Raw genomic sequence first — 23,943 nt, 5'->3', positions numbered from 1 at the left:
GTAAGATTTCTGTAAGGTTTGTCGATAGTTGCGAGCCGTTTTCTCCAGTAGAGTAAGGAAGGGTTAAATTTTATACAAGGAGTTGCTTTATGGGGAACAATATTACAAACAAACGAATTGATGAGTTAGATTACATTCGTGGCTTCGCATTACTGGGGATTATTTTAGTAAATATTCTTGCACTACTTAACATTAAAATTCCGGATCCTAATACAGTGGATGCTAGTTATCAAAGGTTTTTATACTTATTTGTAGAAGGTCGTTTCTTCTCAATCTTCTCATTCTTATTTGGAGTGGGATTCTATATCTTTATCTCTAGAGCAATTGCAAATGGCAAAAATGGATATGTTTTATTTTTCCGCCGCTTAGTTGCACTATTTATTTTCGGTTTGATTCATCAAATGTTTCAGCCTGGAGAAGCACTAGCGTTATATGCAATTTGTGGGTTAATCGTTTTACCATTTTATAAGGCGAAAAAAGAAGTGAACCTAGTACTAGGGCTTATTTTAACAATTACCTTCAGTGTAATGGGAGCGAAAGAACTATTACCACTTGGCTTAATTTTATTAGGGCTTGCTGCAGGACAATATCGTGTATTTGAAAATCTTACGCAGAACATAAAGAAAGTCGCTATTTTTACAGGTATTATGTTTGTTTTAAGCGTAATAGCTGTATGGTATCAATATGGGCACGTTCCTGCTGAACCATTTATAAATGGGATAATGGAAACTGAAGATGGAACAATGGATGCTGCAAGCCAATTTTTAAAAATTGGTATTACAGTTGGCCCAATTATTTCAGCTTTCTATGTTGGAGCATTAATTTTACTACTTCAATTAAAACCAGTTCAAACATTGTTAGCGCCACTGAAATATTATGGTCGTATGGCTTTAACGAATTATATTGGACAAACTGCAATGATTTTAATCGCAGGAAGTGTATGTAACTTTGCAGGTAACTTAACGTACGTGCAGACGTTATATGTGTGTATTGCAATTTATGCAATTCAAATTGTGTTTAGTGTGATTTGGATGAAAATCTTTAAAATGGGTCCATTAGAATGGATTTGGCGTGTTATTACGTATTGGACGGTAACGCCTTTAAAGAAATAAAGAGAGAAGTGGGCTGTTCCTTTTGTGGAACAGCCTATTTATATTGTCGGCTTTTGTCGATAAGTCGATATATTAAAAAAATCGCTGATAAAAGTAGGAGAATCGTCGATATATTTGAAAAATCGCCGATATAATTTCAGTTACCGATTCACTGTGTCACTAGTATTAATAGCGAAGCTTACAAGTACACCTTTGTTATCTTACAAAAGTGTAAGGTAATTGTAATGTTAACAAATAGCAGTTCATCTCCAAAAGGCGCAAAATAGGTAATGGAAAAACAAGCGTAGGAGGATATATATGACGAAACCAGTTGTAGACGTGAAAAACGTTCAAAAAGTGTACGGTAAAAAAGGTGAGAACCAATCACACGCATTAAAAGGTGTATCATTCTCAATTCAAGAGGGTGAGTTTGTTGGGATTATGGGACCATCTGGTTCTGGTAAAACGACATTATTAAATGTAATTTCAACGCTAGATAAAGCAACGGGCGGCGTTGTTGAAATTGCGGGAACGGATATTACAAAAATGAAGCAAGGTGAGCTTTCAGATTTCCGTTCACAAAAGTTAGGATTCATCTTCCAAGACTTTAATTTATTAGAAAACTTATCTATTTATGAAAACATCGCACTTCCACTTTCACTACAAGGTGTTTCATCACGTAACATTGGACCGAAAGTTGAGAAGGTAGCGGAGATGTTAGGAATAACAGAAATACTTCAAAAGTACCCATCTGAAGTATCTGGTGGACAAAAGCAACGTTCAGCAGCGGCGCGTGCATTAGTGCATGAACCTGCAATTATTTTAGGGGACGAGCCAACAGGAGCGCTTGATTCTAAAAATGCAACGAGTTTACTTGATGCGATGACAAACTTAAATAAAGATCAAGGTGTATCGATTATGATGGTGACACATGATCCTTACAGTGCAAGTTACTGTCAGCGTATTTTATTCATTCAAGATGGTGAGCTATATAAAGAAATTCACCGCGGTGGTACGCGTGAAGAGTTTTATAAAGAGATTTTAGATGTGCTAGCAGACTTAGGCACACAAAAAGCGTAAGAAAGGAGGCTCCAGTATGTTATTTAAACTTTCCATGTCAGGATTGAAAAGTAAGCTGAAAGATTACATCGTCTTACTTGTTGGTCTTGTTATGTCTATCTCGATTTTTTATATGTTTCAAACGTTAGCGCTGAATAAAACATTTCTTGAATCTAATTCAATAATTAGGTCTATCGGATTCGTATTCCAAGCAGGTTCATTTTTATTAGCAATAATAACGTTCTTCTATATTTTATATGCAAACTCTTTCTTATTATCTCTTCGTCAAAAAGAGTTTGGTATGTATATGATGTTAGGAGCAAAAAAGCATAAAGTTACATTACTTATGTTTATTGAAACGATTGTATTAGGTGTTGCATCTCTTGCGATTGGTATTACAGTTGGTGTAGGACTTGCAGAAGGTATCGGACAGTTATTAATGAAACAATTAGAGTTTGCTGGTGAAGGTTATAAAGCATTTTACCTGCCATCTATGACTGTTACTTGTATTTTCTTCTTTGCACTATTTGTATTATCAGCAATTATGAATAGTATTAAGTTATCACGTATTTCTGTACTGCAACTTGTACATGCAGATGCACAAACAGAACGTGTTGCAGTAAAAGGAAAAATGACAGGTTTAGTTGCATTCCTTGCGGTAATTTTATTAGGAATTGGCTATGCATCAATGATTTACATGGAAAAACTAAGAGAAATGGGAATCCTTATTGCATTAATTACAACAACAGCTGGTACTTACATGCTATTTGGCTCACTTCTTCCGGTTATTATTAAAAAGTTAAAAAGCAATAAAAAGCGTAGTGAAAAAGGACTTAATGCTTTTACATTTGCACAATTAAACTTCCGTATTAATAGCTTAACAAAGGTGCTTGCGACAGTAGCGATGTTAGTTGCGCTTGGAGCCGGTGCAATTTCAGGTGGTATGGCGTTTAAAAATAACGTTATCAAAACGGTTGATGGATCTGAAATTTATGATTCGATTATTCATAATCCAACAGCTGAAGAGAAGAAAATTTTAGATGGTATATCATTTAAAAATAAAACTGAGTATCGTTATAAAGTAGACGACAAATATATTTATTATGTAAAAGAAGATTTAGAGAAACATAAACCATTTATTCGAGATGGTGTAGGTAAGGAAAATTTCGGTAAATATAAAGAAGTTTCAGGAGAAGCTCCAGTAGGTACAGTAGCAGGAGCAGTGCAAGATCAAAATGAAAAAGCAATGCCTGAAGAATGGGAAGAGGCATTTAGAACAATTCAACCATACTATATATACAAAGATCATGCCGTTAAAATTGTAGATCAAAAAATGTACGATACTGTAAACGGTAAAGAAGGAATCGTATTTATTGGAAAAACAGACAATTTCGTAGCATACACAAAAGAATGGAAAAAACTTGACGAGTTGCAGCTAGTTAAATATAAAAATATAAAAGCTGAACAAATGAGTAGTAAATATCAAATGTATGACATGTTCTACGGTCTTGCGAGCGGGACAGTATTTATGGGATTCTTCCTTGGAATTGCATTCTTAGCAATGATGGCAAGCTGCCTAATGTTTAAAATTCTTTCTGGTGCATCAAAAGATATTACGCGTTATCAAATGCTTCGTAAAATCGGGGTGCGCCGTGAATTATTAACAAAATCAATTTATAAAGAGTTATTCTTAGTCTTCCTATTCCCAGCAATTGTAGGTATTGCTCACGTATTAGTTGGTATGAATATTTTCGGGTTTATTTTAGTTGATCCGTACTTCCGTATTTGGGTACCGATTGTTATCTTCGTAATTATTTATGCAATTTATTACTTCATTACCGTTCAATTGTATAAAGGAATTGTTCTTCCGAAAGAAGATTAATAAAAAAACCGAGCGAAACTGCTCGGTTTTTATTATTTTCAGAAAAAACACTTTAATGTTACTGAAATGTATAATATAATATAAATAAGTAACATAATATAAAAGTAGAAGCAGCTGTAAAATGAAAGGAGGAATCCGATCTGTAGAAAGAGGTTGAACTTGTATCCCCCTATTATTCCTACCCCTACTGTATTTGCACAATTATAAATTTCCAAACCTAAAAGTATATTGTAAAAATAATGGATAATACATGGAAATCTCATAGCGTGATAAGGTAAAATGGACAACATGATGAGAAAATTACCGTTCATAAGATGAGGAGAATACATGTATGGAAGTTGTAGAGGCATTAAAAGATATAAGCCAAATTGAGGCTATGAAAAAGTATTTAAAAGAGCACTCGCAGCGAGATTATCTTTTATTTGTTATTGGAATTAACACAGGATTAAAGATTACTGAGCTACTTAGTATGAAATTCGAAGAAGTATTAAATGAAGATGGAACTGTTAAAGAGTTTTATTCTCTTCCTGTGAAAGATGAAAAGTTTAAACAAGATATTTATTTAAATACAAAAGTAAAAGAAGCACTTTTAGAGTACGTACAATCTATTGATGTGAAAAGAGAAAACTATGTATTTCAATCTAATAAAACGACAAATTCAATCTCACGCCAACAAGCGTATCGTGTAATCCATAACGCAGCGGAAGCGGTTGGGATTGTTGGAAAGATTGGAACGAACTCAATGCGAAAAACATTTGGATTTCATGCGTATAAAAGAGGAATAGCAATTGCACTATTGCAAAAGCATTTCCATCACGCGACTCCATCAGAGACGCTTAAGTATTTAGGAATCTCAAAAGATGAGAAGTTTAAAACTGAGATTGATGTAGATTTGTAAAAGCCGTAACTAAAAACTTTAGGAGGCGGAAATTATGAATATTAGAGAGAGTGAACTACCGGGCATTGGATGTAAATTTGAAGTTATAACAAAAGGTAATGAAAAAATGGTTATCGTTATTCATGATGATGGTCGAAGAGAAATGTATCATTTTGATGCAGATCATGATGAAAGTATTTCAAGCATTTCTCTTCGTGATTCTGAAGCGAGACAAATTGCGGCTATATTAGGCGGAATGGTATATAGACCGCAAGCTTTAGACACAATTGAGATGGCTTTTGAAGGATTATCAATTGAATGGTTTAAGGTGGAGAATCATGCACCAGTCGTACAAAAAACAATTGGTAGCTTACATGTCAGAAAAACATATAACGTAACGATTATTGCTATTTTAAAAAAGAATATGAAGAAATTCTTTAATCCAGGTCCAGACTCTATTATTGAAGCTGGCGATATGCTCGTGTTATCGGGCGCGAGACATGAAGTGAAAAGAATTATTAATGAATTGCTTTCATCAGGAGGTGATTCATAATCGATGGATACTTTAATCTTTGAAGTTGGAACTGCGTTAGTATTAGTAGCTTTTGCAGCTATCCTCGCTGCGAAGTTAAAGTTCTCGATTATTCCGTTTCTCATTATACTTGGTATGTTAGTGGGGCCTCATGCCCCCGATTTAGGACTTATCGATTTAAGGTTTATTGAAAGCGGAGAAGTTATTTCCTTCCTCGGCCGTGTTGGCGTCATATTCCTCCTATTCTACTTAGGTTTAGAATTCTCAATTAAAAAATTAATTAAATCAGGAAAATCAATTGCTTTTGGGGGGACTGTTCACATATCACTTAATTTCTTATTAGGTTTGCTTTATGGATATGTGGTGGGATTTCCCTTATTAGAGACGTTAATTATTGCTGGAATCATTACAATTTCATCAAGTGCAATTGTTGCAAAAGTCATTGTTGATTTAAGAAGATCTGGTAATAAAGAGACTGAATTAATATTAGGAATCATCATGTTTGATGATATTTTTTTAGCTGTATATTTATCGGTCGTTTCAGGGTTAGTACTCGGTGGTGCCACATCATTTGTAGGTGCTCTTACATCGGTGTTAATCGCAGTAGGGTATATGCTACTATTCTTTGTAATCGCTAGAAAAGCTACGCCGTTCTTAAATAAAATATTAGATATTTCCTCAAATGAAATTTTTATTATCGTAATATTCGCTATTTTATTCTTCGTAGCAGGATTCTCAGAAACGATTCATGTTGCTGAGGCAATTGGAGCGTTATTATTAGGACTCGTCTTTTCTGAAACAGAGCATAGTGATCGGATTGAGAAGCTCGTCGTCCCATTCCGTGATTTCTTTGGAGCCATATTCTTTTTCAGCTTCGGTTTAAGCATAGATCCGTTTTCGCTTGGAGGAGCAGTGTGGTTGGCATTAGGAGCAGTTTTCATTACTCTAATCGGCAATTTTACTGCTGGAATGATGGCGGGACGTAAAGCCGGGTTATCGCATAAGGCTTCTACGAATATCGGTTTAACACTTGTATCGCGTGGAGAGTTCTCCATTATTGTTGCTAATATCGGCATTGCGGGTGGCTTAATGGCAGCGATTAAACCGTTCTCTGCTTTATATGTTTTAATATTGGCATCGTTAGGACCGTTATTAACGAAAGAGTCTGGGAGAATATACTCTCTACTAGATAAGGTATTTAAATGGAGTGCGAAAGAACGTGCAAAGCGAGAAAAGGAAGTTGGATAGTATAAAGAGGCTGCATGAACTTCATGCAGCCTCTTTATATATTGTTGCTGTTGTCATTTTTTGTCGGTAAGTCGATATATTTTAATAATCGCTGATATATTTTTAGTTGCGCCGATATATTTTGATAATCGCTGATATAATCCAAGAAGCAATCAATATAATTTCATTTACCGCAAAACCATTATCTGAATTTCATCAACTATTAATCAGTTGCCTTCCTATTTAAAAACGACTACAATTTTACTGTTATATATATGAACGAAAAAAATAGAATAGGAGGGGAAACTATGCCAAGGAAAGTATGGCTATTAGTAGCTGGGATGATTATTAATGTCACGGGTGCTTCTTTTTTATGGCCTTTTAATACAATTTATTTGCATGATCACCTAGGGAAATCTTTATCTGTGGCCGGAATGGTATTAATGATCAACTCGCTTACTGGTGTAATCGGAAACTTGCTCGGCGGTGTTTTATTTGATAAATGGGGCGGCTATAAATCAACTTTAGTAGGGATTGTCATTACACTCGTATCGATTTTAGGTCTTGTGTTCTTCCACGGTTGGCCTTTATATGTTGTGTGGCTAGCGTTAATCGGTTTTGGTTCTGGAATGGTCTTTCCATCGATGTATGCGATGGTTGGTACGGTTTGGCCAGAGGGCGGAAGACGAGCATTTAATGCGATGTATGTTGGACAAAACGTTGGTATTGCGATTGGAACAGCGTGTGGTGGATTGGTTGCATCATATCGTTTTGATTATATTTTCTTAGCAAACTTTATTTTATACTTTGTTTTCTTCTTAATTGCTTTTATTGGATTCCGTGGTATGGAAGACAAGAAAGAGCCAGGGGTGCAAAAAGAAGTTGAAACGAAAAAAGGTTGGTCGCTTACACCTGGATTCAAAGCACTTCTTATCGTATGTGTAGCATATGCTTTATGCTGGGTTACATACGTACAATGGCAAGGAGCAATTGCAACACATATGCAAGAGTTAAATATTAGTCTTCGTCACTATAGTTTATTATGGACGATAAACGGAGCGATGATCGTTTGTGCACAGCCACTAGTTAGTATGTTAATTCGCTGGATGAAGCGTTCGTTAAAACAACAAATTATGATTGGGATTCTTATTTTTGCAGTGTCATTCATTGTATTAAGTCAAGCGCAGCAATTTACGATGTTCCTCGTTGCGATGGTAACATTAACAATTGGTGAGTTATTCGTATGGCCAGCAGTTCCAACGATTGCAAATATACTTGCGCCAAAAGATAAGTTAGGGTTTTATCAAGGTGTTGTAAATAGTGCGGCGACTGTAGGGAAAATGTTCGGGCCGGTCGTTGGCGGAGCAATTGTGGATTTATACAATATGGAAGTATTGTTTATAGCAATCATGGTAATGCTTGTAGTAGCGCTTATAGCAACGAGTATTTATGATAAACGAGTAAAAGTAGAAGAAACAGTTGAAGAAAAAATTGCAGTTTAGTTTGACGGAACATGTTCACATGTTTTAGAATATATTTAAATAAAACAACCTTTGGAACAAGGGAGATTGCTCGGCTGTCTTAAGACGAATTCGTTAGTTAGTAAAAGTAACGATTAACCGAGAAGCCCCGCTTTAAGTAAGCTCTTTAGAGATACGAAGTGGAGGGTAGTTCAAATTAACTCATATGTGTAATAACAGTGAGAAGGAGTAGTAGTAATAGAAGCTGGTTTAGAGAGTTGACGGTCGGTGCAAGTCAATCCACGTTTCGTTATGAACTCGCCTTTGAGTTGCAGTTGTGAAACTAATAGTAGCAATTGCCGTTAATCCACGTTACGGATCTAAGCGAATGTATATTTGTACATTAATTTAGGGTGGTACCGCGGGAATCTATAACCTCTCGTCCCTTTCTAGGGATGAGAGGTTTTTTGTATTTTGGGCGGTGAAAATAAATAGAATTTCAAGGAGGGTATCTCATGAGCTTTAATCATCAAGAAATTGAGAAGAAGTGGCAAGGGTACTGGGAAGAGAATAAAACATTCCGTACGCCAGATGAGACAGAAAAACCAAAATTTTATGCACTAGATATGTTCCCATATCCATCAGGTGCAGGCTTACACGTAGGACATCCAGAAGGTTATACAGCAACAGATATTTTATCTCGTATGAAGCGTATGCAAGGATATAACGTTCTTCATCCAATGGGATGGGATGCATTCGGTCTTCCAGCAGAGCAATATGCACTTGATACTGGAAACAGCCCAGCTGAATTTACAGAGCATAATATTAATACATTCCGTAACCAAATTAAATCATTAGGTTTCTCTTACGATTGGGACCGTGAAGTAAATACAACAGATCCAAACTACTATAAGTGGACACAATGGATCTTCCTAAAACTATTTGAAAAAGGCTTAGCTTACGTTGATGAAGTACCTGTAAACTGGTGCCCAGCACTTGGTACAGTACTTGCAAACGAAGAAATCATTGACGGTAAGAGTGAGCGCGGTGGACATCCAGTTGAGCGTCGTCCGATGAGACAGTGGATGTTAAAAATTACAGCTTACGGAGATCGTCTATTAGAAGATCTAGATGAGCTTGATTGGCCAGAAAGCTTAAAAGATATGCAACGTAACTGGATCGGTCGTTCTGAAGGTGCCGAAGTACACTTCAATATCGATGGTACAGACGAGAAGTTCACAGTTTTCACAACGCGTCCTGATACATTATTCGGTGCAAGCTACTGTGTACTTGCTCCAGAACATGCACTTGTTGCTGACATTACAACTGCTGAACAAAAAGAAGCTGTAGAAGCTTACATTAATTCTGTAAAAATGAAGAGTGATTTAGAGCGTACAGAACTTGCGAAAGAAAAAACTGGTGTATTCACTGGTGCTTACGCAGTTAACCCAGTAAATGGTGAGAAATTACCAATCTGGATCGCTGATTACGTTCTTGCAACTTACGGAACAGGTGCTGTAATGGCAGTTCCAGCTCATGATGAGCGTGACTATGAATTTGCATCAACGTTCAATCTTCCAATGAAGGAAGTTGTAAAAGGCGGAGACATTACGAAAGAAGCATACACAGGTGATGGTGAACACGTAAACTCAGCATTTCTTGATGGTTTAAATAAAGAAGAAGCAATCGCAAAAATGATTGAATGGCTTGAAGTAACGAGCGCAGGAAATCAAAAAGTAACATACCGTCTACGTGACTGGTTATTCAGCCGTCAACGTTACTGGGGTGAGCCAATTCCAGTTATTCACTGGGAAGATGGCACAATGACAGCTGTAAAAGAAGAAGAATTACCATTAGTTCTTCCGAAAACAGACAACATCCGTCCTTCAGGTACAGGTGAATCACCACTTGCTAACATTGACGAGTGGGTAAATGTTGTTGATCCTGAGACTGGTAAAAAAGGTCGTCGTGAAACGAACACAATGCCACAATGGGCTGGTAGCTGCTGGTATTACTTACGTTACATCGATCCAAACAATAGCGAAGCACTTGTAGATCCTGAAAAAGTAAAACAATGGCTTCCAGTTGATATTTATATTGGTGGTGCAGAGCACGCTGTACTTCACTTACTATATGCTCGTTTCTGGCATAAAGTATTATACGATATCGGTGTAGTTCCAACGAAAGAGCCGTTCCAACAATTATTCAACCAAGGTATGATTCTAGGTGAAAACAACGAGAAAATGAGTAAATCAAAAGGTAACGTTGTAAACCCTGATGATATCGTAGCAAGCCACGGTGCAGACACACTTCGTTTATACGAAATGTTCATGGGACCATTAGATGCTTCAATCGCTTGGTCTGAAAATGGCCTTGACGGAGCTCGTCGTTTCCTAGACCGCGTATGGCGTCTATTCGTTCAAGATAACGGTGAATTAAGTGAGAAAATTACTGACGCACCAAATAAAGAACTTGAAAAAGCTTACCACCAAACAGTGAAGAAAGTAACAGAAGACTATGCAGAGCTTCGCTTCAATACAGCGATTTCTCAAATGATGGTATTCATCAACGATGCATACAAAGCTGAAACACTTCCGAAAGAATATGTAGAAGGTTTCGTAAAAATGATTGCACCAGTTGCACCTCACATCGGGGAAGAGCTATGGAGCAAACTTGGATACAATGAAACAATCACATATGCAAGCTGGCCAACATTTGATGAGTCTAAACTTGTAGAAGATGAAGTTGAAATCGTTGTTCAAGTTATGGGTAAAGTTCGCGCAAAACTAACAATGAGTAAAGACGCATCAAAAGAAGAAATGGAACAACTTGCACTTGAAGCAATTAAGGACCAAATTGAAGGGAAAACAGTTCGTAAAGTAATTGTAGTTCCTGGAAAACTTGTTAACGTTGTTGCAAACTAATGTATTCTAAATAAAAGCTCAGAGTATTTATGCTCTGAGCTTTTTTGTGTAGAAAATAATTTCTGGATCACCTTAGTCTAAGCTTTCAATTATTTCACTACGTACAAATAAAAGAGCGGAATTCCAATACAGACAAACACCTATTTTTCTATAGGAAATATGATAAAAAAGGTAGGCTAAATTGAGTAGAAGAGGTGAAAGGAATGAAAGGGATGGACAATAATGCACCACACGGATTTTTCGGAGGTGGATCGGATAGTTATGAACAAATGATGTTAATGGGAGGCGGACAACAAGGATATGGCGGAATTCCGAGCTGGATGGGTGGAACACCTGGAGGATTTTCCACATCAGTAGCTGGAGCACAAACTGGAATTCCAACATTAACAGGAGGATTTCCATCATCAGTAGCTGGAGTGCAAACAGGAATCCCAACATTTGTAGGCGGAGCAGCGGGAGGAGTACCAGTAGGCGTACCAACTACATTCCCATCTTTCGTTGGAGGAGTACAAACAGGATTTCCGGTACCTGGAGTAGGTGTTGTGGCAGGAGGAGTAGGTGGTTATCCGCAAACTGTTCATGGTCATCATGTACATCACCATCACCAAGGCCAACACGGCCACCATGTACATCATCACCACCAAGGTCAGCACGGTCATCATGGTCATCACCATCACCAAGGTCAGCACGGTCATCATGGTCATCACCATCACCAAGGCCAACACGGTCATCATGTACACCACCACCAAGGTCAACACGGTCATCATCATCAACAACAAGTACATCACCACGGTCAACACCACATTCATCCGCAAGCTGTTCTTTATCAAACACATCAAGGCCACCAGCACGGTCACCATAGTCAGCATCACCATCAAGGTCAGCACGGTCACCATAGTCAGCATCACCATCAAGGTCAGCACGGTCACCATGGCCAGCATCACCATCAAGGTCAGCACGGTCATCATGGCCAACATGGTCATCAAGGTCAACAACACCAACAACACCAACAACACCAACAATATCAACAGTATCAACAACAACAACAATCTTCTCCTTGGACAGGTGGAATTGGGGCAGGAGGAGCAGGGGCAGCAGCAGGAGCGGCTAGCATTAGTGGAGCAGCAGGACATGCGGGACACGTGGGTCATTAATGATTGCTAGAAAAAAAGACATAATAAAAAACTGCTAGGATTTCCTAGCAGTTTTTTTCAGCTTCTTGGCGTTGACGTTCGATTTCAGCACGAAGTTGTGGTTCTGGTGCTTGCCAGCCTTCAGGTTTTAGAATTTTACCGTCACCTTCGCGGAATCGAGGTTTCCCGTCAGGGAATAGTTTTGCCATGTTTGCGTTATTTACAATTTCGAATCCTTTATCAGGACGTACGCCCATTTCGGCAAACGTGCCGAATGCAAAGTAAATAAGGTCAATCAGTGCATCATATTGATCTTCAACAGTCGTTGCTTCTAGAAATTCTTCTAGCTCTTCTTGCATAAAACTCGCACGGATTTTTGCGCGTTCTTCTGTTAATTTTGTTGGAGTATTTGTCACAGGATGTCCGAATACTTCATGCATTTTCGCAACAAGTTCGTACCCTTTATCTAAACCTTTTTCGTTTGTCATGTTGTTTCATCCTTTCTCGCTTAGTGCCGAATCTCATTGTAACATAAGGTGATTATGAAATGAAAAGAACATCTTATAGAAAATAAGATGCTCGCCTGTTATTCTTCTTTCTTAATTAAAATGGATAAAATAAGGTCGATGCCAAACATACCAACGAGCAACATTGGTATAACGACAAGTAAATAACGTGTGAAGGAAACATTTTTTAAGTATGTATGAGCAAATAAAAAGACGCCGAGAAATAAAATACCATTTAAAATAGGCTTTACTAATTTTTTAGACATAAGCTCCCCCATAAATATCTTCTCTCTCTATCTAAAATAAAAACTCCTCTTTCCGTTGTATCATGCTGGAGAGAGGAGTTCAATCATTTCTCATTCAATTACACCAGAATTTGTAATATTTACGGTGTATTTTATATGAACCGGAACATCTTTATACATTTGTCTCCATTCTTCTAATTTGAATGGGCGATAATGTTGCTTATACTTTGCACCTAGCCCGAGAGGATCGACGCCTAAAGATTTAAGGTGCTTAATTAACTTAGCAGCTTGTTTATCTAATTGTTTTTGGACATCTTTTTCAATGTTTTTTGTGTTCTTGTTATTTTCTAAGTTAATTTGTTTTGATAGTTCTTGAATACGTGCATCAAGACGAACGTTAATGAAAAAGGAAGGTTTCCCGTTTTTAATTTTTATATCGTAAGTTGGAACAGAACGAATATTATTAATCATTACATACGCAGAATCTGTTTTAAATTCATGTGAATCTAATTTATGTTTCTCTAATAGTCCTTTAAATATGAACATATCTTTTTCCGCAATTTTTCCGATATATTTATCTTTTTTAAAAAGACCAATTCCGGTAATTTTTATTTTATCACCGTGCTTCTTTAGAATGGGGATATAGTAGTCTTTTCCTTCTTGATAATAGCGAAATGCTCCTATATGTAGATTATCCGCTGGTAAAGGTCCGGTCTCCATATTATGTTCTAGCAATTTTTTTATATAAATTGCAACGTTGTATGAAGTCGAATATTTGCCTTTTAAAAGTTCAGTACCATTCCCCTCTAATAAAGCAGCATATAAAGCGTTCCCTATATTCACATCTCGAAGTAATGTATCGAATGAAGTAGCCATTCCTGTTTTAGCAAGTTTTATCGTATATAGAGCGACACGCATTTGTCCACTAGCAAAAGGTTGAGAAGACTCTAACGATGTGTCTGCTTTTACTTGTTTTACCGCATTTGCAGTTCCTTCAAAAACTTGAACTTTATTTCCTTTTTTCTGAATGGGACAAACGAATGTCACTTTTACTTTATGATCTTTTGCAACGTCAAATACGGTTCCTTGAATAAGTTGTACATCGTCGATAATATTTTTTTGTAAACATCCAGTTAGACTGAGGAATGTTATACAAGAAATAAGTATTAATTTGCTTGTGCTTTTGATTTTTTCCATTTTCTTTTCACCCACACAATAATAAATAGAATTGGGATGTATACATAAATGAGCCAAAAACTAACTTTTGCTGCATTACTAATAAAATTGTTAATATCGTGCCTGTTTGTTAAAAGTTGTGAAACAATAAGCGTAATAAAGATAAAAGCAATTAAAATACCTCTTTGTTTTACACGAAATATTTCGTGAGTTGCTCTCATTGACGCCCATAAAGGGAGGATAAAACTTGAAATAATAACGAGTGCATAGCCTGAAATTGCAATATACTCGAGCCTTTCTATAAATGGTAATTGAATGACTTGGGTCATAGAAAGTTGGGGCCATATCGTTTTTAACAATTGTTTTTCACTAAAAAATGCAAAGGCTAAAAGGGTGCTAAATAGATATAGAAGATTTGAAAATAGTGCTCCGTATTGAGCAAATTTATGAGACTGCATAGGCTTTTTTACAAACGGATAAATCATGAGGTAAACCTCAAAACCGGTCATACTGTAGATTGACAGTTGAGCGGATTTTAAAATGTCTGAAAAAGAATGTGTGAATATAGGTAGTAAATTATCCCAATGTGAATATTTCAAAACGAATAAGCTTAGAAATAAATATCCTAATGTACCACCAATAGAGATGACGCAAATACCAGTAATTACACGAAATCCAGAAGAGATAATGTAATAGCTAACTAAGCACAAAAAGAGTGTTAACATAAAGGTGGAAGCGGTAGGAAACATCCATACTTGAATAATTTCAACATACGTTCGAATAACCGAAATACTGACGATTAAAAAATAAGCTGCAAAGATGATATTAAAGACATTCCCTATCCACTTTCCAAACGTTTGCCTTTGTAAATCAATTAAATTTCCATTTGTTTCTTTTAATAAAAAATACATCATCCATATAAGAAGATGGATACAGAGTCCTGTAATTAGAACGCCCATCCATCCGTCGTATCCAGCGGCCTTTGCGGTGATTCGAGCGAATCCGAGAACGCCAGCACCGAACTGTGCACCGTGAATTAAGAAGAAAACAAAGACAGGAGATATTTGATATTTTTCTTGAACTTTACTCATCGAATGCACCTCATTTCTCAATCATCAAAGTCTGATCTATGTTTTGTTGAAATTCCTTTCGCTGCTTTTTTTACATGTTGTGGCCTTGCTTGTACATCACGTGTATCAATCATTGTTAAAGGGAAACGAATCCAAGAATCTTTAACAGATTGTTGTCTTGTTGGGTAGAACAAAGCGTACGGTTTGCGTAAAGAAGTAAGTCTAAATAGATGCGTAAATAAGAAGATAAATCCAAGTGAAATCCCGAAAAGTCCTCCTATTTCTGCAAATATGAGAAACGGGAAACGTAGTAATCGAACCGCATTACCCATTTTATAAATAGGTGTAATAAAGGAAGCGAGTGCTGATAAGGCAACGATAATTAATAAAATATTACTCGTTAAACCAGCTTGTACAGATGCTTGCCCGATTACGATACCGCCTACAATACCGAGCGTTTGACCAACTTTCATCGGTAACCTTGCCCCAGCTTCTCTCAGTAAATCGATTGCGAGTTCTAAAAAGAGTGCTTCAATTAAAGGCGGGAATGGTACTTGCGCCCTTGATAAAATTAAAGTTTCAAGTAAATCACTCGGAATGAGTTCATAATGATAATTTAAAACTGCAACGTATAACGGTGTAGCGCATATAGAGAATAAAACGGAAATAAGACGTAAAACCCTTGAGAATGTAGCGTATAGCCAAGAGACGTTGTAGTCTTCTGGTGAAATGAAAAAATCAAAATAGGATACAGGTGTTAGTAAAACACTTGGAGAACCGTCCACAAAAATAGCGATTTTCCCATCGATTAGTGCTTTTGTAACTCTATCAGTGCGTTCTGTATTGATATAGAGAGGGAAAATCGACTTTTCTCCCATCAATTCTTGTAAATAAGCACTATCATTAATTTGATCATATTCAAGAGCACGTAAAGACTCCTCTAGAAAATCAACATTATCTTTTTCAGCAAGGTTGTCTAAATACATCATGACAACTTTTGTTTTGGAAAACTCACCGATAATCATCTCTTTTGTTTGTAAATCTAAAACAGGAAGACGTTTTCGTACTAAATTTATGTTTGTATCAATATCCTCTACAAAACCTTCTTGCGGACCAATAACAGTCGATTCGTTTAAAGGAGGAGTTGGTGCACGATAATTATCAATTGCAATATTTGCGAGCATACATTTTTGATCTTGTTGATTTACTTGAACAATCGCATGCCCCTTTAAAACCATGTCCTCAATTTTTTGTAAATCGTTCGTAATTGTAATGCCGCTCATCGGAATATGTTCCTTCAGCTCTTCTAGTGATGCGTTAGGTCGTTCTAAAAGAGTGGGCATTAAATATTTTTGTAATTTCTCTCCATCAAGCGAAGGACGATAGTAAGAAATCCAATAAGGCATCGTTTCGTCGTCGGATGTATGATAATTCACAAAATCACTAGACTTTTTCAGCTTCTCTATTAAATCTTGTAAAGAATGAATACGATCTTTTTCTGGTTTCGAAAAATCATAAATACTATTACCTTTAGAATTTTGTTGCTTATCCTGATTTGAGTTGTCTTGTTTAGAGTGTTGCTGTTGACCCTGATCGGAGTCATTCTGCTTAGAATGCTTCTGTTGCCCTTGATTCGAGTCGTCTTGCTTAGAGTGTTGCTGTTGACCCTGATCGGAGTCGTTCTGCTTAGAATGCTTCTGTTGCTCTTGATTCGAGTCGTCTTGCTTAGAGTGTTGCTGTTGACCCTGATCGGAGTTGTTCTGCTTAGAATGCTTCTGTTGCTCTTGAGAAGATTCATCTTGTTTAGCACTTTGTTGCTGATTTTGATTCGATTGATTTTGCTGATTATCTTGAGAAGATTCCTTGTGTTCCTCTTTTTTTTGCTCGCTATTGTTACCTTTATTATGTTTCGTACTTCTAGTCTGTTCTTTGTTGTCGTCCTCTTGATTGTTAGGTTTTTGCTCCGAATTATCTGTTTCGTTTTTCTCTGTTGTATTTGATTTTTTTTTCTTACGTAGCCAATTCCAAATCATATGTATGCCCTCTTTAATTGTGTAATATAGTGCTATTTTGTGGCTAATTTTGTATATTATTCATTTATTTATGAAAAGAAGGAGGAGATGGGTTTGCATAGAAAAAATCTTTTAGTAAGCAGTTCATACTATGACGAGAAGAGGGCGAGTCTGTGAAAATTGTAAAAAAGGAGAAGTTTATTTTAAAGGAGTTTACATTTGAAAATGGTAGGACAATTCCTGTTCAAATGGGGTATGAGACGTATGGTACTTTAAATAGAGAGAGATCCAATGTGATTTTGATTTGTCATTATTTTAGTGCAACTAGTCACGCAGCAGGAAAATATACAGCGCATGATGAGGAGTCTGGTTGGTGGGATGGTTTAATTGGACCGGGAAAAGCAATTGATACAAATAAATACTTTGTTATATGCACTGATAATCTTTGTAATGTGCAGGTGAAGAACCCTTATGTAATTACAACGGGACCGAAATCGATTAATCCGGAAACTGGAGATGAATATGCGATGGACTTTTCGGTTTTTACATTTCTTGATGTAGCTCGTATGCAATATGAGTTGATAAAAGATATGGGAATCGCAAGGCTACATGCTGTAATGGGACCGTCAGCTGGCGGGATGATTGCGCAGCAATGGTCTGTTCGTTATCCTCATATGGTAGAGCGGATGATTGGTGTGATTACGAACCCGCAAAATCCAATTATTACATCGGTAAATGTAGCGCAAAATGCAATTGAGGCTATCCGGCTGGATCCAAGTTGGAAGGGCGGAAAATATGGAGAAGTGCAGCCAATGAAGGGGCTTCATTTAGCAAATAGAATGATGTTTATGAACGCGTTTGATGAGCATTTTTATGAAACGACATTTCCTCGTAATAGTATAGAGAAAGCACCTTATGAAACATTTTCTACATTAACATCATTTGAGAAGGAAATTAAAAAAGTGACAAATAGAAGTATAGATTTAGTAGATGCAAATTCATGGATGTACACTGCGAAAGCAGTTTTATTACATGACATTGCGCATGGATTTTCGTCTTTAGAAGAGGCGCTGTCTAATGTAGAAGCAAATGTACTTATGATTCCGTGTAAACAAGATTTGCTTCAGCCGTCACGTTATAATTATAAAATGGTAGACCTATTGCAAAAGCAAGGGAAGTATGCGGAAGTATATGAGATAGAAAGTATAAATGGGCATATGGCGGGAGTATTTGATATTCATTTATTTGAAAAGAAAGTTTATGAATTTTTAAATCGGAAAGTGTCTAGTTTTGTGTAGAAAATAAATGATGTGAAAAAGGTGCAATGTATGTAGTAGGCACCTTTTTTTACATGATTTGTAGGCGGAAAATATATGTGGCAATTGCTATACCGAAGAATGCAATACTAAGTAATAGAAATAAGAATGACATTTCTTGTGGTGATTTTATCTTTCTATTATTTTTCATACTAAGTGCAATAATTGCAGCGAGTAAGAAAATGATGCCCATAATGAAAAGAAAAAGTGTCATTTTCATTGGCTCCTTTCATCAAACAAGTATATTGAGGATACAATGCACGAGTTATGTTTGTAAAGAATAAGTTTTGCGAGAAAATTGAGAAATAAATTCTCCGTTCTTTGCGTTCTTTCTTTCGCATGCTAAAATTGATGAGGAATGATTATTCAAGGAAGAAACTAAAGGTTTTTATTGTATATAAGGAGGAACGAAATATGACAGAAGTGAAAACAATTACTACAGAAGAAGTGCAAGAACGTTTAGAGAATGGAGAAACATTATTTCTAGTAGACGTAAGGGAAGATGAAGAAGTAGCGGCAGGGAAAATTCCAGAAGCTGTACATATTAAAATGGGCGATATCCCAAATAAAGTAGATTTCTTTGATAAAGAGAATGAATATATCTTTATTTGCCGTTCGGGAATGCGTAGTGAAAATGTATGCCATTATTTAAATGAGCAAGGCTTTAAAACAGTGAACATGGTTGGCGGTATGCTTCAATATGAAGGCGAAATCAAATAAGTAGTTTAAAAAACTTGAAACGAGTCTGTTTCAAGTTTTTTTCTTTTGCATACAGTGTACAAAAGGGGGATAGGTAAATGGGGATTAACTTACGGAAAGTAAAAATTATAAATAATACAGGGGCTGTTAATGTCGGCGATTGTTATGATATCTCACCTTTAGCTGTAGCGAAAGTGTATGCAGGTGCTGGAGGATCGAGTGCGGCTATTTTTTTAAATGGGAAAAGACAGCCAGAAGCGGTCATTAGAACATCGGTGTTTCTTCCGCCATTAGCAACAAGTACACGTACATTAGGCTCATAGAAGAAAGGTAGAGTGTAATTATGCCTGCTCATATAAAAGAGTTCGTTATTGTGAATAACACTGGGAATATATTTACTGGTGATAATCTGAGTGATACGTCATTTACTGCTTCGAAATCGTATAGTGGTTCGATGGGGTGTACTTGGGTTGATGTTGTTACAGTAATAGGGACGGAGACAAAGCTTTGTTTACAGCCAGGAGATTCGGTGACGACAACATATACAAGAGGTACTCCTGCTGGTACTGTAACAGGAACAAATATGGGGCAAAGTGTAAATGCATCGGGTATAGCACAAGCTGTCCCTAATACAGATAATATGGATTCAGTTGCTGGACTCCCTTAAGGAATTAAGGGAGTTTTTATTATTTAAAATAAAAATAGTCTTTGAGATTATTTTTGTAAATACATATTAAGAAGAGGTTTGTAATGTAAAAAAGATGGTGTGTAGGTGGTGAAAGTGTGAGAGAGCGCGATAATAAAAGGCAACAACATTCGTTAAACCCTAATTTTAGAATTTCACCAGAACTTATTGGGCCCACTTTTCCTCCCGTTCCAACGGGATTTACTGGTATTGGGATTACTGGTCCAACCGGTCCACAAGGCCCGACTGGCCCACAAGGACCGAGAGGGTTTCAAGGTCCGATGGGGGAGATGGGCCCGACAGGACCTCAAGGTGTGCAGGGAATTCAAGGACCCGTTGGACCAATAGGCGCAACGGGACCAGAAGGACAGCAGGGGCCACAAGGGTTGAGAGGACCACAAGGAGAAACTGGAGCGACAGGACCGGGGGGTGTGCAAGGGTTACAAGGTCCGATTGGTCCAACGGGAGCGACTGGGGCACAAGGTGTACAAGGGATACAGGGATTACAGGGACCAATTGGAGCGACGGGACCTGAGGGTCCACAAGGAATTCAAGGAGTCCAAGGATTACCAGGAGCAACAGGTTCACAAGGGATACAAGGAGTGCAAGGGATACAAGGTCCACAAGGACCGAGTGGAAATACAGGGGCAACTGGAGCGACTGGTCAGGGGATAACAGGTCCAACTGGGATAACAGGCCCAACAGGGATAACTGGACCATCAGGAGGACCTCCAGGTCCAACCGGTCCGACTGGAGCAACAGGTCCGGGGGGCGGACCGAGTGGAAGTACAGGGGCGACTGGAGCAACAGGAAATACAGGGGCAACAGGAAATACAGGGATAACAGGAGCAACGGGAAGTACAGGTCCGACTGGAAGCACAGGAGCACAGGGCTTGCAAGGAATACAAGGGATTCAAGGACCAATTGGGCCAACGGGTCCAGAAGGTCCGCAAGGAATTCAAGGTATTCCTGGTCCGACGGGCGTAACTGGTGAACAAGGAATTCAAGGAGTTCAGGGAATTCAAGGGATCACGGGGGCAACTGGTGATCAAGGCCCGCAAGGTATACAGGGGGTTATAGGGCCTCAAGGTGTAACAGGAGCAACCGGAGATCAGGGTCCACAAGGAATACAAGGAGTACCAGGGCCATCAGGAGCAACAGGCCCACAGGGAGTGCAAGGGATACAAGGTCCGATGGGTGATATAGGACCAACAGGTCCAGAAGGTCCAGAGGGACTTCAGGGGCCGCAAGGAATACAAGGTGTGCCAGGGCCAGTTGGAGCGACGGGTCCAGAGGGTCCTCAGGGGATACAAGGAATTCAAGGAGTGCAAGGAGCAACAGGCCCACAAGGTCCACAAGGAATTCAGGGAATACAAGGTGTGCAAGGGATAACGGGAGCAACTGGAATACAAGGAGCAACTGGAATTCAAGGGATACAAGGGGAAATAGGAGCAACGGGTCCAGAGGGGCCCCAAGGAGTGCAAGGTGCTCAAGGGGCAATTGGTCCAACCGGTCCGATGGGGCCACAAGGAGTGCAAGGAGTACAAGGAATTCAAGGAGCGACGGGTGCACAAGGAGTGCAAGGTCCACAAGGAATTCAAGGAATCCAAGGTCCGACGGGGGCAACAGGAGATATGGGAGCAACTGGGGCGACAGGAGAAGGCGCTACAGGCCCAACAGGAGTAACTGGTCCAACAGGGGTAACAGGCCCATCTGGAGGACCAGCAGGACCGACCGGCCCAACGGGGCCATCAGGTCCGGCGGGAGTAACTGGTCCATCTGGTGGACCACCTGGCCCGACAGGAGCAACTGGAGCGACAGGACTAACAGGAGATACTGGGGCGACAGGCTCAACTGGAGTGACAGGAGCGACAGGAGAAACGGGAGCAACCGGAGTGACGGGTTTGCAAGGTCCGCAAGGAATACAAGGTGTGCAGGGAGAGATAGGTCCGACGGGTCCCCAAGGTGTTCAAGGTCCCCAAGGAATTCAAGGAGTAACGGGGGCCACTGGAGATCAAGGTCCGCAAGGGATTCAAGGCCCACAAGGCGACATAGGTCCAACCGGCCCACAAGGAATTCAAGGCCCACAAGGTTCTCAAGGAATCCAAGGAGCGACAGGGGATACAAGGCATTCAAGGAGTGCAAGGAGCAACAGGTCCACAAGGCCCGCAAGGAATTCAGGGAATACAAGGTGTGCAAGGGATAACGGGAGCAACTGGAGCACAAGGAGCAACTGGAATTCAAGGGATACAAGGGGAAATAGGAGCAACGGGTCCAGAGGGGCCTCAAGGAGTGCAAGGAATACAAGGGGCGATTGGTCCAACAGGTCCGATGGGCGCACAAGGAGTGCAAGGAATACAAGGGATTCAAGGAGCAACAGGTGCACAAGGAGTGCAAGGACCACAAGGGGTTCAAGGGATACAAGGTCCGACGGGAGCAACAGGAGATACGGGAGCAACTGGGGCGACAGGGGAAGGCACTACAGGCCCAACAGGAGTAACCGGTCCAACAGGGGTAACAGGCCCATCTGGAGGACCAGCAGGACCGATTGGCCCAACAGGTCCATCAGGTCCGGCGGGGGTAACAGGTCCTTCAGGAGGACCGCCTGGACCGACCGGAGCAACGGGAGCAACCGGAGTAACAGGAGATACCGGGGCGACAGGCTCAACTGGAGTGACCGGAGCGACAGGAGAAACGGGAGCAACCGGAGCAACCGGAGTGACGGGTTTACAGGGGCCGCAAGGAATCCAAGGTGTTCAAGGAGAGATAGGTCCAACCGGTCCACAGGGTATTCAAGGTCCGCAAGGAATCCAAGGAGTAACGGGGGCAACAGGAGCACAAGGTCCCCAAGGAATTCAAGGTCCACAAGGCGACATAGGTCCAACCGGCCCACAAGGAATTCAAGGTCCACAAGGTCCTCAAGGAATACAAGGAGCGACGGGGGCAACAGGAGCACAAGGCCCACAGGGAATCCAAGGTCCGCAAGGTGACATAGGTCCGACCGGCCCACAAGGCCCACAGGGAATCCAAGGCCCGCAAGGAATTCAAGGTCCAACGGGAGCAACAGGAGCAACCGGAGCGACAGGTCCCCAAGGAATTCAAGGCCCACAAGGAATTCAAGGCCCGCAAGGAATTCAAGGTCCAACGGGAGCAACAGGAGCAACCGGAGCGACAGGTTCCCAAGGGATTCAAGGTCCCCAAGGAATTCAAGGCCCGCAAGGAATTCAAGGTCCAACGGGAGCAACAGGAGCAACCGGAGCGACAGGTCCCCAAGGAATTCAAGGCCCGCAAGGAATTCAAGGTCCAACGGGAGCAACAGGAGCAACCGGAGCGACAGGTCCCCAAGGAATTCAAGGCCCGCAAGGGATTCAAGGTCCAACGGGGGCAACAGGAGCAACCGGTTCACAAGGTCCAACTGGAGATACAGGTCCAACCGGAGCTGGAGCCACTGGAGCGACCGGTGCGACTGGAGTTAGTACAACTGCAACATATGCATTTGCGAATAATACATCAGGAAGTGTTATTTCTGTTTTGTTAGGTGGCACGAATATTCCGTTACCAAACAATCAAAATATTGGACCGGGAATAACTGTTAGTGGTGGGAATACTATATTTACAGTTGCGAATGCAGGAAACTATTATATAGCTTATACAATTAATTTAACGGCAGGATTAGTTGTAAGTTCTCGTATAACTGTAAATGGCAGTCCGCTTGCGGGAACGATAAACGCCCCGACAGTGGCTACTGGTTCATTTAGTGCAACAATCATTGCTAACTTGCCTGCTGGGGCTGCTATCAGTCTGCAGTTATTTGGAGTAGGTGCAGTGGCTACATTATCTACGGCAACGCCAGGAGCTACTCTAACGATTATTAGATTGAGTTAATAAGAAGAAAACCTTGGGGCTTTTATGCTTCAAGGTTTTTTATCTCCTTGTTTGTATGTAGTCTCATTGATTAGGAAAGTTTTACTTTATTCACATGAGCAAAAACATCGCAGTTCGAAAATATATTATAATAGAATGAAAAGAAAGAAATTTGGCAGAAAGGG

At 39.6% G+C, this 23,943-nt stretch carries 19 protein-coding genes, 1 pseudogene and 1 other annotated feature; of the genes and pseudogenes, 14 read left to right on the top strand and 6 right to left on the bottom strand.

The features are described from left to right. Positions 1–89: 89 nt before the first annotated feature. From EGX95_RS22465 to EGX95_RS22420, 9 genes are all read left to right on the top strand, one after another. Positions 90–1,112, top strand: a complete 1,023-nt coding sequence (locus EGX95_RS22465; RefSeq protein WP_000527722.1) for a DUF418 domain-containing protein — start codon at positions 90–92, stop codon at positions 1,110–1,112. Positions 1,113–1,409: 297 nt separating this feature from the next. Beyond that, positions 1,410–2,171 (top strand): ABC transporter ATP-binding protein, encoded by a 762-nt coding sequence (locus tag EGX95_RS22460; RefSeq protein WP_000165854.1) that lies wholly within the window; start codon positions 1,410–1,412, stop codon positions 2,169–2,171. Between the two features lie 16 nt (positions 2,172–2,187). Further along, positions 2,188–4,032 (top strand): FtsX-like permease family protein, encoded by a 1,845-nt coding sequence (locus EGX95_RS22455; protein ID WP_000897810.1) that lies wholly within the window; start codon positions 2,188–2,190, stop codon positions 4,030–4,032. A 331-nt stretch (positions 4,033–4,363) separates the two neighbouring features. After that, the gene (locus EGX95_RS22445) at positions 4,364–4,930 is read left to right on the top strand and encodes a tyrosine-type recombinase/integrase (RefSeq protein ID WP_000454219.1); all 567 of its coding nucleotides are present in this window, start codon (positions 4,364–4,366) and stop codon (positions 4,928–4,930) included. Positions 4,931–4,964: 34 nt separating this feature from the next. Next, entirely contained in the window at positions 4,965–5,462 is a 498-nt protein-coding gene (locus EGX95_RS22440) for a cation:proton antiporter regulatory subunit (protein WP_001026045.1), read from the top strand. Between the two features lie 3 nt (positions 5,463–5,465). Beyond that, on the top strand, positions 5,466–6,689 hold the full coding sequence (locus EGX95_RS22435) for a cation:proton antiporter (RefSeq protein WP_000380202.1): 1,224 nt from the start codon (positions 5,466–5,468) through the stop codon (positions 6,687–6,689). A 287-nt stretch (positions 6,690–6,976) separates the two neighbouring features. After that, positions 6,977–8,170, top strand: a complete 1,194-nt coding sequence (locus EGX95_RS22430) for an MDR family MFS transporter (protein WP_001137564.1) — start codon at positions 6,977–6,979, stop codon at positions 8,168–8,170. Positions 8,171–8,358: 188 nt separating this feature from the next. Next, positions 8,359–8,578 (top strand) — a binding site (T-box leader). Between the two features lie 65 nt (positions 8,579–8,643). Continuing rightward, positions 8,644–11,052 carry a leucine--tRNA ligase gene (leuS, locus tag EGX95_RS22425; RefSeq protein ID WP_000009457.1) on the top strand — a complete coding sequence of 803 codons (2,409 nt, stop codon included), beginning with the start codon at positions 8,644–8,646 and terminating at the stop codon, positions 11,050–11,052. Positions 11,053–11,255: 203 nt separating this feature from the next. Beyond that, the gene (locus EGX95_RS22420) at positions 11,256–12,206 is read left to right on the top strand and encodes a hypothetical protein (protein WP_000677610.1); all 951 of its coding nucleotides are present in this window, start codon (positions 11,256–11,258) and stop codon (positions 12,204–12,206) included. Positions 12,207–12,250: 44 nt separating this feature from the next. On the opposite strand, the gene EGX95_RS22415 is transcribed toward EGX95_RS22420, so the two are convergent. The 5 genes from EGX95_RS22415 to EGX95_RS22395 all read right to left on the bottom strand — a co-directional run bounded on the left by EGX95_RS22415 (position 12,251) and on the right by EGX95_RS22395 (position 17,215). Next, positions 12,251–12,673 carry a pyrophosphohydrolase domain-containing protein gene (locus EGX95_RS22415; protein ID WP_000180554.1) on the bottom strand — a complete coding sequence of 141 codons (423 nt, stop codon included), beginning with the start codon at positions 12,671–12,673 and terminating at the stop codon, positions 12,251–12,253. Positions 12,674–12,771: 98 nt separating this feature from the next. Then, a complete protein-coding gene (locus tag EGX95_RS22410; RefSeq protein ID WP_000038783.1) occupies positions 12,772–12,957 on the bottom strand; it encodes a hypothetical protein in 186 nt (61 codons plus the stop codon). A gap of 90 nt (positions 12,958–13,047) precedes the next feature. Then, complete coding sequence (gerHC, locus tag EGX95_RS22405) at positions 13,048–14,133, bottom strand: spore germination protein GerHC (protein WP_000411404.1); 1,086 nt, start codon at positions 14,131–14,133, stop codon at positions 13,048–13,050. Further along, entirely contained in the window at positions 14,103–15,203 is a 1,101-nt protein-coding gene (locus EGX95_RS22400) for a spore germination protein (protein WP_000049086.1), read from the bottom strand. The genes gerHC and EGX95_RS22400 overlap by 31 nt, the downstream gene beginning before the upstream one ends. A gap of 17 nt (positions 15,204–15,220) precedes the next feature. After that, positions 15,221–17,215 carry a spore germination protein gene (locus tag EGX95_RS22395; protein ID WP_000638103.1) on the bottom strand — a complete coding sequence of 665 codons (1,995 nt, stop codon included), beginning with the start codon at positions 17,213–17,215 and terminating at the stop codon, positions 15,221–15,223. A gap of 152 nt (positions 17,216–17,367) precedes the next feature. Here EGX95_RS22395 and EGX95_RS22390 point away from each other — a divergent pair, with 152 nt between their 5' ends. Next, positions 17,368–18,492, top strand: coding sequence for a homoserine O-acetyltransferase family protein (locus EGX95_RS22390; RefSeq protein ID WP_000706680.1), 1,125 nt, complete (start codon positions 17,368–17,370; stop codon positions 18,490–18,492). Positions 18,493–18,541: 49 nt separating this feature from the next. On the opposite strand, the gene EGX95_RS22385 is transcribed toward EGX95_RS22390, so the two are convergent. After that, positions 18,542–18,724 carry a hypothetical protein gene (locus EGX95_RS22385; RefSeq protein ID WP_000171887.1) on the bottom strand — a complete coding sequence of 61 codons (183 nt, stop codon included), beginning with the start codon at positions 18,722–18,724 and terminating at the stop codon, positions 18,542–18,544. A gap of 200 nt (positions 18,725–18,924) precedes the next feature. On the opposite strand from EGX95_RS22385, the gene EGX95_RS22380 reads away from it, so the two are divergent. The 4 genes and pseudogenes from EGX95_RS22380 (at position 18,925) to EGX95_RS22365 (ending at position 23,779) form a co-directional block, all read left to right on the top strand. Then, positions 18,925–19,230, top strand: coding sequence for a rhodanese-like domain-containing protein (locus EGX95_RS22380; RefSeq protein WP_000141211.1), 306 nt, complete (start codon positions 18,925–18,927; stop codon positions 19,228–19,230). A 77-nt stretch (positions 19,231–19,307) separates the two neighbouring features. Next, positions 19,308–19,532: a spore germination protein gene (locus EGX95_RS22375; RefSeq protein ID WP_000512463.1), complete on the top strand. Its 225-nt coding sequence runs from the start codon at positions 19,308–19,310 to the stop codon at positions 19,530–19,532. A gap of 20 nt (positions 19,533–19,552) precedes the next feature. Continuing rightward, a complete protein-coding gene (locus EGX95_RS22370) occupies positions 19,553–19,876 on the top strand; it encodes a hypothetical protein (RefSeq protein WP_001110857.1) in 324 nt (107 codons plus the stop codon). Between the two features lie 116 nt (positions 19,877–19,992). Further along, positions 19,993–23,779: pseudogene (locus EGX95_RS22365) on the top strand (BclA-related collagen-like exosporium protein). Positions 23,780–23,943 lie beyond the last annotated feature (164 nt).

Origin of the sequence: Bacillus sp. FDAARGOS_527 (genome assembly GCF_003812125.1) — a bacterium.
GTDB classification, from domain to species: Bacteria; Bacillota; Bacilli; order Bacillales; family Bacillaceae_G; genus Bacillus_A; species Bacillus_A paranthracis.
Note: the sequence above shows the minus strand (reverse complement) of the source record. Positions and strands in the feature narration are given on the sequence as shown.

Coding starts and splice junctions, on each gene's coding strand:
- EGX95_RS22440 (WP_001026045.1), top strand. CDS start 4,965: ATGAATATTAGAGAGAGTGAACTACCGGGCATTGGATGTAAATTTGAA.
- EGX95_RS22385 (WP_000171887.1), bottom strand. CDS start 18,724: ATGACACTTTTTCTTTTCATTATGGGCATCATTTTCTTACTCGCTGCA.
- EGX95_RS22400 (WP_000049086.1), bottom strand. CDS start 15,203: ATGAGTAAAGTTCAAGAAAAATATCAAATATCTCCTGTCTTTGTTTTC.
- EGX95_RS22460 (WP_000165854.1), top strand. CDS start 1,410: ATGACGAAACCAGTTGTAGACGTGAAAAACGTTCAAAAAGTGTACGGT.
- EGX95_RS22410 (WP_000038783.1), bottom strand. CDS start 12,957: ATGTCTAAAAAATTAGTAAAGCCTATTTTAAATGGTATTTTATTTCTC.
- EGX95_RS22420 (WP_000677610.1), top strand. CDS start 11,256: ATGAAAGGGATGGACAATAATGCACCACACGGATTTTTCGGAGGTGGA.
- EGX95_RS22445 (WP_000454219.1), top strand. CDS start 4,364: ATGGAAGTTGTAGAGGCATTAAAAGATATAAGCCAAATTGAGGCTATG.
- EGX95_RS22380 (WP_000141211.1), top strand. CDS start 18,925: ATGACAGAAGTGAAAACAATTACTACAGAAGAAGTGCAAGAACGTTTA.
- EGX95_RS22415 (WP_000180554.1), bottom strand. CDS start 12,673: ATGACAAACGAAAAAGGTTTAGATAAAGGGTACGAACTTGTTGCGAAA.
- EGX95_RS22455 (WP_000897810.1), top strand. CDS start 2,188: ATGTTATTTAAACTTTCCATGTCAGGATTGAAAAGTAAGCTGAAAGAT.
- gerHC (WP_000411404.1), bottom strand. CDS start 14,133: ATGGAAAAAATCAAAAGCACAAGCAAATTAATACTTATTTCTTGTATA.
- EGX95_RS22375 (WP_000512463.1), top strand. CDS start 19,308: ATGGGGATTAACTTACGGAAAGTAAAAATTATAAATAATACAGGGGCT.
- EGX95_RS22395 (WP_000638103.1), bottom strand. CDS start 17,215: ATGATTTGGAATTGGCTACGTAAGAAAAAAAAATCAAATACAACAGAG.
- leuS (WP_000009457.1), top strand. CDS start 8,644: ATGAGCTTTAATCATCAAGAAATTGAGAAGAAGTGGCAAGGGTACTGG.
- EGX95_RS22430 (WP_001137564.1), top strand. CDS start 6,977: ATGCCAAGGAAAGTATGGCTATTAGTAGCTGGGATGATTATTAATGTC.
- EGX95_RS22370 (WP_001110857.1), top strand. CDS start 19,553: ATGCCTGCTCATATAAAAGAGTTCGTTATTGTGAATAACACTGGGAAT.
- EGX95_RS22435 (WP_000380202.1), top strand. CDS start 5,466: ATGGATACTTTAATCTTTGAAGTTGGAACTGCGTTAGTATTAGTAGCT.
- EGX95_RS22465 (WP_000527722.1), top strand. CDS start 90: ATGGGGAACAATATTACAAACAAACGAATTGATGAGTTAGATTACATT.